Annotated in this window: 10 protein-coding genes; 6 read left to right on the top strand and 4 right to left on the bottom strand. The window is 68.4% G+C overall.

Features of this window, described 5'->3' with window-relative positions:
* Positions 1-459 precede the first annotated feature (459 nt).
* Positions 460-831 (top strand): hypothetical protein, encoded by a 372-nt coding sequence (locus tag AB0N76_RS38710; protein ID WP_363565547.1) that lies wholly within the window; start codon positions 460-462, stop codon positions 829-831.
* 163 nt (positions 832-994) lie between these two features.
* A complete protein-coding gene (locus AB0N76_RS38705; RefSeq protein WP_363565546.1) occupies positions 995-1,156 on the top strand; it encodes a hypothetical protein in 162 nt (53 codons plus the stop codon).
* A gap of 367 nt (positions 1,157-1,523) precedes the next feature.
* On the opposite strand, the gene AB0N76_RS38700 is transcribed toward AB0N76_RS38705, so the two are convergent.
* Positions 1,524-1,979, bottom strand: coding sequence for a hypothetical protein (locus tag AB0N76_RS38700; protein ID WP_363565545.1), 456 nt, complete (start codon positions 1,977-1,979; stop codon positions 1,524-1,526).
* 1,080 nt (positions 1,980-3,059) lie between these two features.
* On the opposite strand from AB0N76_RS38700, the gene AB0N76_RS38695 reads away from it, so the two are divergent.
* Positions 3,060-3,353, top strand: a complete 294-nt coding sequence (locus AB0N76_RS38695; protein ID WP_363565548.1) for a hypothetical protein — start codon at positions 3,060-3,062, stop codon at positions 3,351-3,353.
* On the opposite strand, the gene AB0N76_RS38690 is transcribed toward AB0N76_RS38695, so the two are convergent.
* Complete coding sequence (locus AB0N76_RS38690) at positions 3,320-3,817, bottom strand: hypothetical protein (RefSeq protein ID WP_363565544.1); 498 nt, start codon at positions 3,815-3,817, stop codon at positions 3,320-3,322. The two genes, AB0N76_RS38695 and AB0N76_RS38690, sit on opposite strands and share 34 nt — an antisense overlap.
* Before the next feature lie 138 nt (positions 3,818-3,955).
* On the opposite strand from AB0N76_RS38690, the gene AB0N76_RS38685 reads away from it, so the two are divergent.
* Together AB0N76_RS38685 and AB0N76_RS38680 are read left to right on the top strand one after the other, a co-directional pair.
* Positions 3,956-4,342, top strand: coding sequence for a barstar family protein (locus tag AB0N76_RS38685; protein WP_363565543.1), 387 nt, complete (start codon positions 3,956-3,958; stop codon positions 4,340-4,342).
* 105 nt (positions 4,343-4,447) lie between these two features.
* The gene (locus AB0N76_RS38680) at positions 4,448-4,849 is read left to right on the top strand and encodes a hypothetical protein (protein WP_363565542.1); all 402 of its coding nucleotides are present in this window, start codon (positions 4,448-4,450) and stop codon (positions 4,847-4,849) included.
* Positions 4,850-5,057: 208 nt separating this feature from the next.
* Here the strand turns inward: AB0N76_RS38680 and AB0N76_RS38675 are convergent, their stop codons facing one another.
* A complete protein-coding gene (locus AB0N76_RS38675; protein WP_363565541.1) occupies positions 5,058-5,378 on the bottom strand; it encodes a MafI family immunity protein in 321 nt (106 codons plus the stop codon).
* Between the two features lie 57 nt (positions 5,379-5,435).
* Entirely contained in the window at positions 5,436-5,906 is a 471-nt protein-coding gene (locus AB0N76_RS38670) for a hypothetical protein (protein WP_363565540.1), read from the bottom strand.
* Positions 5,907-5,980: 74 nt separating this feature from the next.
* Between AB0N76_RS38670 and AB0N76_RS38665 the strand changes: the two genes are divergently transcribed.
* Entirely contained in the window at positions 5,981-6,421 is a 441-nt protein-coding gene (locus AB0N76_RS38665; protein ID WP_363565539.1) for a DUF6228 family protein, read from the top strand.
* The last annotated feature ends 170 nt before the right edge of the window (positions 6,422-6,591 follow it).

The raw sequence follows: 6,591 nt of genomic DNA, 5'->3' as shown, positions 1-6,591 counted from the left end.
TGTTTTCCGTGCCGTTCCCGGCGCTTCCTTCATCCAACTCGCTGGTGTCTTCTGCGGCTTGACGCCCCGTCCGACGTTCCAAACTCTAGCCGAACTCTGCTCCGAAAAGCGAATCCGGCCGCAATCCTGGAAATGGACACACCAAATAAACCCCGGTCCGGGGAGAGATGGTGTTTCCAGAGGGATTGGCCGCTTCGGAACCGTCCGCGCATCTGCGTGTCCGGTGCTCCATGGCAAGCGACTAGGGGACACTAGTCCCAATCCGCGCCGGAAGCAACTCCCCTCCGAAGCACACCACCCCGCGCATCCACCAGGAGCTCGCGCACCTCGTGCCTCCCCTGCCGATGACCGCTGCGGTGATCTCGATGCAGACCGGCGCGCACGGCTACGACCTCCTCCGACCACCTGGACGAGCCGGCCGAGCTTCAGCGCCTTGCCCCGCCTGGCTACGGTGACGGCATGACGACGGTCCTGCGGCACCCCCGGCCCGGATTCATGTGGGACTGGTGGGCAGTGGACGCTCAGGGCTTCCTCGTTCAGTTCAGCTGTGGGCCTGCTCCTGAGTATCTGCTGACGCATATGGATCGTGTCGACGCCGCGGCTGCGTGGGCCGAGAAGTACTGCCCTGATTGGTTCGGCGATCCTCCCCAGCCGCTTCACGCCTTCAGCTGCGACGGCGAGCTGCCGGTGTTCACCCGCGACAACGTCCCGGCCTCACCATTGCGGCTGTCCGACGCTCCAGAAGCCATTGCAGAGGTTGCGGCCCTGGTGGAACTGCGCAGGGCGGTCGGCGACGTCTGGACGGTCTACCTCGACGACGGATGGGTCTAGCAGCTGTCCGGCCGACCACGTGAGCGCCTCGACAGGTGATCAGCGGCTTTCTGCCGCGGGTGCGGATTCGGGCGGCGGCTTCAGCTTTTCGCATCCGAGGCGGCCCCGCGGCGATGCAGGACATCGGGCTCCCGGGTCGTTGCTTCGGACAGCGGAGACGGACGTGGCCGGGAACATCGGCAAGGACGTCTCCGTCGACTCCACCATCGTCCGGGCCCACCGACGCACGGCCAGCTCCCGTCCCGTCGCCCGCCTGGCGAAGGTGGTGCGGGAGGCGACGGCCTCGGCCGCTCGCGCGGCGGCTTCACCACCAGGGTCCATCTGAGCGGCAGACGGCCGTTGCCGCCCGCCGTCCCTCATCATCACGCCGGGGCAGCGGGCCTGCTGCACGCAGCGCGAACCGGTGCTGGAGAAGCGCCGTGTCCCGCAGATCGGGCCGGGCAAGCCCGGCAAGAAGCCCAACAGCCTGGCCGCCGATCACAGCCCGAGACGACAATCGCGGCTGCGTTTACCCCGGAGCTGTCACCGCAACCACCCTCGTCATCTGGCTTCGCACATGATCGACCGGACAGGCCCTGGCTGACCGGATGAAGTCGGCAGCGAGGTGGATGGTGACGGTCTTGTCATATCGAGGCCGACGCCGGCTCCTACTGCCGGGCAGCAGGTCGCCACCCGCCGGCTGAACCGGCCGGTCACAGCGCGATCGGACGATACTTGAGCGCCTCGTCGACGATCTGCTCGGCCGAGGCGCCTCGCAGTTCAGCCGGAGGATGGAAGATGAGGTCGCTGACTCCGGGATGCGTCACGTTGGCTGCGAAGAGCCGCAGGTAGTAGTCGCTCTCCGGGTCGCCGGCCAGCATTCTGCGGACGATCTCGGTCAGCTCGTCCGTGGTGACGTCCACAATCCGGGGCCGACCCGGCCGGGCGGCCTCCAACACGAACTCGGCCAGGTCCCGATTGCCCTCGTACTCGGCGAAGTCGAGAGCCACGTAGTCGTGGCCCGTCCTCTCGTTGAAAGCCCTGATCTCCTCGCCCGCGTTCTCGGCTCCGCGGAGCACCAGGTCGGCGATCCACGCGATCTCACTGCTGAGCTCATCCAGCCCCTGCCGGCCCACCGACGGGGGCATCAGCTCCGCTCTCAGATCCACGGCACGGATTGTGCCGCCAAGCTCCGACACTCCGACCCCGCCCTTGAGGTGCCCTCGGTTCTCGCCGGCATCACCCAGCATCCCGATCAGGAACGAGATCGCCTGGAACCTGAAGGCGCCGGCAGTGTTCGGGCTGATGGTTCTGGACTGTGTGCGAGGTAGTGCTCCGGCTGGAAAAGCCGCTCTTCCGGGCGGATCCGGCGATCAGGGTGAAGTCGGTGCAGGACGACGGCGAGGTGATTCGGTTCGTGTCCGGCGTTCCACCTGCGAAGTCGTCTCCTGCGGGCGGCGGCCGTTCGTCGAGCAGGTCGCGGGCTTGACGCGCCGGTACAGCCGGTACAGCCGACGGACCGAACGAATGCCGTCGGTGCCGGCCGAGGTCGGCCTCGCCCTGGCTGGTCTCGCCGGTGCGCGGCGGGCCGGCGAGGCCTTCCCGGAACCCCAGGCCACAGGTCCCGTGTGGTCGACGAGTACGCGATGTTCAGGGCTGTGTCTACGGAGCCGCACATAGGTCGACGTCGAGACCGCAGGCCGGTGGAGCTGCTGCCGGATCACGAGGCGAGCACTGTCGCGGCCTGATCGGCCGAGCACCCGAGGATCGAGGTCGTCGGCCGCGACCACGCCCCGTTCTTCGCCAACGGCGCCAGCATCGGGGCGCCCACCGCACTCCAGGTCCCCGACCGGTTCCAGCTAGCGCACTGTCCGACGGCTGCCGACGCAGCGAGGCCGGAAGACCTGTTCGAGGGGGCAGTGGCCGAACCGCGGGGCCAGGCTCGACGGCTTCAGGCCCTACCTGTACGAGCGATGGGCTGAGGGCTGCACGAACACCTGGCCGCTCGGGGAAGAGATCAAGACACGCGGCTACAGCGGCGGCTACGGCGCCGTCCGTGCTTACCTCCAGCCGTTCCGCACGACCCCGACCGCGCCGGCGCCCCGTCCGCCATCCCCGCGCACGGTCACCGGCTGGATCCTGACTCACTCCGATGCTCTGCCGGGGAGCAAGCATCTGGAGCTCGAATCCGTCCTCACCGGCTGCCCCGAGCCGGATTCCCTCATGGGCACGTCCGCGCGTTCGGCAGGATGCTCACCCGCCGCCAGGGCGACCAGCTCGCACCATGGAGCAGGGCGGTTCGCGCCGACGACCTGCCCGGCCTCCACACCTTCGCCAACGGCCTTGCGCGAGAACTCGCTGTCGTCATCGCCGGTCTCAAGCTGCCGTGGAGCTCCGGTGTCGTCGAAGGCCACGCCGACCGGAGCAGAATGCTCAAACGCCAGGTGTACGGCCAGGCCGGCTTCGGTTCCTCGCGGAAGCGCGTCCTGCTGGGCGGCATGACGAGCAGTCACGAGATCTGCTGGAGTCGCTCCGCAGCCTGAGCAGGGGTGTCGTAGTAGCCGGGGCGTGCCAGCAGGACCGAGCTGAAGTAGTAGCCCTGCTCCTCCTCCGGCTCGTCGTCGGCTGCGAACGGGCGCCAGAAGCTCAGGAGCAGGTCAGAGGCTACGAAAGAGGCCGGGTCGTCGGGGTCTGCCTCGATCGAGGTGTACTCGCCCATGCGTTGCACCAGCTCGCGGGCCGGGACCGCGAACACGTCCAGGCCCCGGAAGACGACTCGGTCCGTCTGGGTCGACGGCCTCCCAAGCTCAATGGCTTCGAGCGTGTCTCGCATGCAGTGGATGCTGACCATCAGCCCGCTGGGGCGGAAGACGTACTGTCCCGGCCGGTCGGACTCCGAGACCGCGGAGAGATCGCGGAGCGAGTCCAGCGCCGCGTTGGCCGATTGCCGGGTCATACCGATCCGCAACGGGCCGACGCCGTTCGGTGGGGCGAGGTCGAAGTCCATGCGGGGATGATCCCAAGCAGGTCCGTCACTGAGTCACGAAGGGCCGGTCCGCGCCGAGACGCTACAGAACGTGGCCGCTCCGCCGAAGTTGGACCGGCCCCCGCTTTCACCTACCCAGCCAGACGTATTCTGCGGGCCGTGACAGCGATCTACACGTTGGACGGCACTCAGGTCAGGACGCTCGAGGACTTCTGGCGGCTGATCGGCGAAGCGGTCAACGGTCCTGGGGGCTACTTCGGCCGGAACCTCGATGCCTTCTCCGACTGCCTCGGCGGTGGCTTCGGGCAGCCCGACGACGATGACTACGTGGTCGAGTGGCGCGACCATGAGGCCTCTCGTGAGCATCTCGGATACCCGGAGACGGCTCGCCAGCTGGAGCTTCGTCTCTCGCGGTGCCATCCCGCCAACCGTCCTGCTGTCAGCGCCGACCTGTCCGCGGCGCGTGATCAGCACGGGCCGACCGTCTTCGACTGGCTGATCGAGATCTTCGAGGACCGCGCTCCCGGTGTCCTACGGCTTCAGTAGCGCAGGGATCGACGACTCCGACGTCATCCCGCCGGCCCGAGGGCTGGCGTGGTCATCGGCCGGGGCCAGTCTCAGGTGCGTCTGCACCACTTCGTTGGAGGCCTCGTGAGCTGGTGCCTGCTTCTGCTGCCTGCCCCTGCCGAGTTCGCCTCGGTCGACGACTTCCCGGATGGCTTCGCCAGCCCGGTACTCGGGCCACACCAGCAGGTCAGGGCCGCTCTGCTCGGCCGGCTTCCCGGCATCGACCTCTCCGATTCGGCCTGGGGACACCTGGTCGGGCCGACCTGGTCCATCGAGCTGAACCTCGGCTCCGAGGACCCGGTCGACTCGATCATGCTCCATGTCCGCGGCGCTGGTGACGACGTCCTTGAAGTCGTGTTCGCGATCGCTGAAGCAGTCGGCTGCCGGGTCATCGACATCTCCGAGGGCGACTTTCTCGCCCCGGGCGACACCAGCGGTTGGCACTCGTTCCAGGGCTATCGGAATCGCGTCACGCGCGGTAGCTGACCGCGGTGTGACAGGCCGGCAGGGATCTGGCGCGTCCGTTGACTCCGCACCGCTTCGTCTTCGCGCGCCCTTGCGAAGGCTAAGCGGTAGAAGAAGTGCGACACCATCTAACGGTCGTGAGGAGGTGCGGAGCTTCCGGAAGGTGGGCCGCCCCGCACGGCCGGTGCAGCTGCTGTTCTGACCGCTTGGCTTCGCCGGGTTGGTGGCCTCAGCCCTGCTCGGAGGCGGCTGCGAGATGGCGGCGGCAGAGGTCGGCGGCCGTGAGGTGGGACTTGTGCAGCGCGTCGCTGTAGAGCCGCATCTCCCGGGCTGCCCGATCCAGGTGCTGCCAGAAGGCGAGCGGCAGGTCGAGGGCGTCGCCGATGTCGACCAGGCAGTCGAAGGCGAGTTCCAGCTCGTTGTGCTGCAGGAACTCAAGAGTGGCGGTGAGATCGATCCCCGCGTGGCCCGCCAGGTGGGCTCGGGCGTCGTCGAGATGTCTGCGGGTCCGGTGCCAGCCGGCCTGAAGCGCCCCAGGGTCAACGGTCATGCCGTCAGTGTTGCCGGTGTTGTTTGCCAGAGCGCCCGACGTTCGCTCGTCGTCCGCTCATGACCGGGTGCTCGGGTTCAGGTCGAGGGTGGGGGTCTGGCCGACTGCGGCGAGCAGTACGAGCGGCAGCTCCTTGTCGGCCTGGCCGACGGCCAGTGCGAGCCAGCGGTCGCCGGTGGGGAGCGGCCACGCCTGCATGCTCACGGCTTGTTGGCTGAGGAAGTCCAGCGGCTCGGGCACCGGCTCGCCGTCGCAGCCGGCGCTGAGGTACGGCCCGAGGTCCACGACGTACGCACTCCCCCAGCGAGTCGTCAGACGGGCGGCCAGATCGTCGAGGCGGGCGCGCAGGTCGGTCTCGGCCTCCGCCCAGGCCTGCCCGTCGTCGTCCTCCCAGAAGTCGCGGCTGACGTGCAGCACCCGCACACGATGTTCGGGGCCACCGCAACCGGTGGCGTCGGCAAAGGCCGCTTCCGGGAATGGCTGTGCGGCCAAGGAGTCGATCGTCGAGAGGTACTCCTCGGTGGTCATGGGCGCACGATAGGGGACGGCGCCGACAGCCCGTCGGCGGACGGGTGCCGTCTCCGGGCTCTACCGTTCCATGGATGAGCTCCCATGACCTGACCATCCGCTGCCGGGACAACCCCGCCGTCGGCGTGCGGTTCTGCGACCCGTCCCGGCCGGACGGGGATCGCGTGCAGTACGCCGTCGAGGCGTCGGCGCCCGGGCTGGCCGTTCGCGTGGACGGGGTGGTCGCCTGGAATTGGGGCGCGGAGCTGGCGCCCTTCTTGGAGGAATTGGCTGCTGACTTCCGTGGCTGGAGCGGGCAGCGGGTTTGGCAGACCTCCAACCGCGATCTCACCGTCACCGCGGTCTTCCGCTCCGGCGGCAACATCGGACTGACCTGGACTCTGCACCCCTGGCGCAGTGCGGCCGGCGGCTGGGAGGCCTCCGTCACGACCTGGTTCGAAGCGGGCGAGCAGATGTCCGCCCTGGCGGTCGACGTCCACCGCTTCCTCACCCTCCAGGACGGCGACCGTGGCTGATCACCGGTTCGTCTGGACGCTCGGCGGGCGTGGAGCCTTCTTGAGCCGGCGGGTGCGGCCGCAAATGCAGATGGCCCCCGCCCGGATTTCCCGGGCGGGGGCCATCTGGGGGTGTAAATGCAAAGAACCCCCATCCGGTACCCGGATGGGGGTTCTTTGTGAATGATTGT

Source organism: Kitasatospora sp. NPDC093806, assembly GCF_040683335.1.
Classification (GTDB): domain Bacteria; phylum Actinomycetota; class Actinomycetes; order Streptomycetales; family Streptomycetaceae; genus Kitasatospora.
The sequence above is the reverse complement of the archived record's forward strand: the minus strand, read 5'-3'. Positions and strand labels throughout refer to the sequence as shown.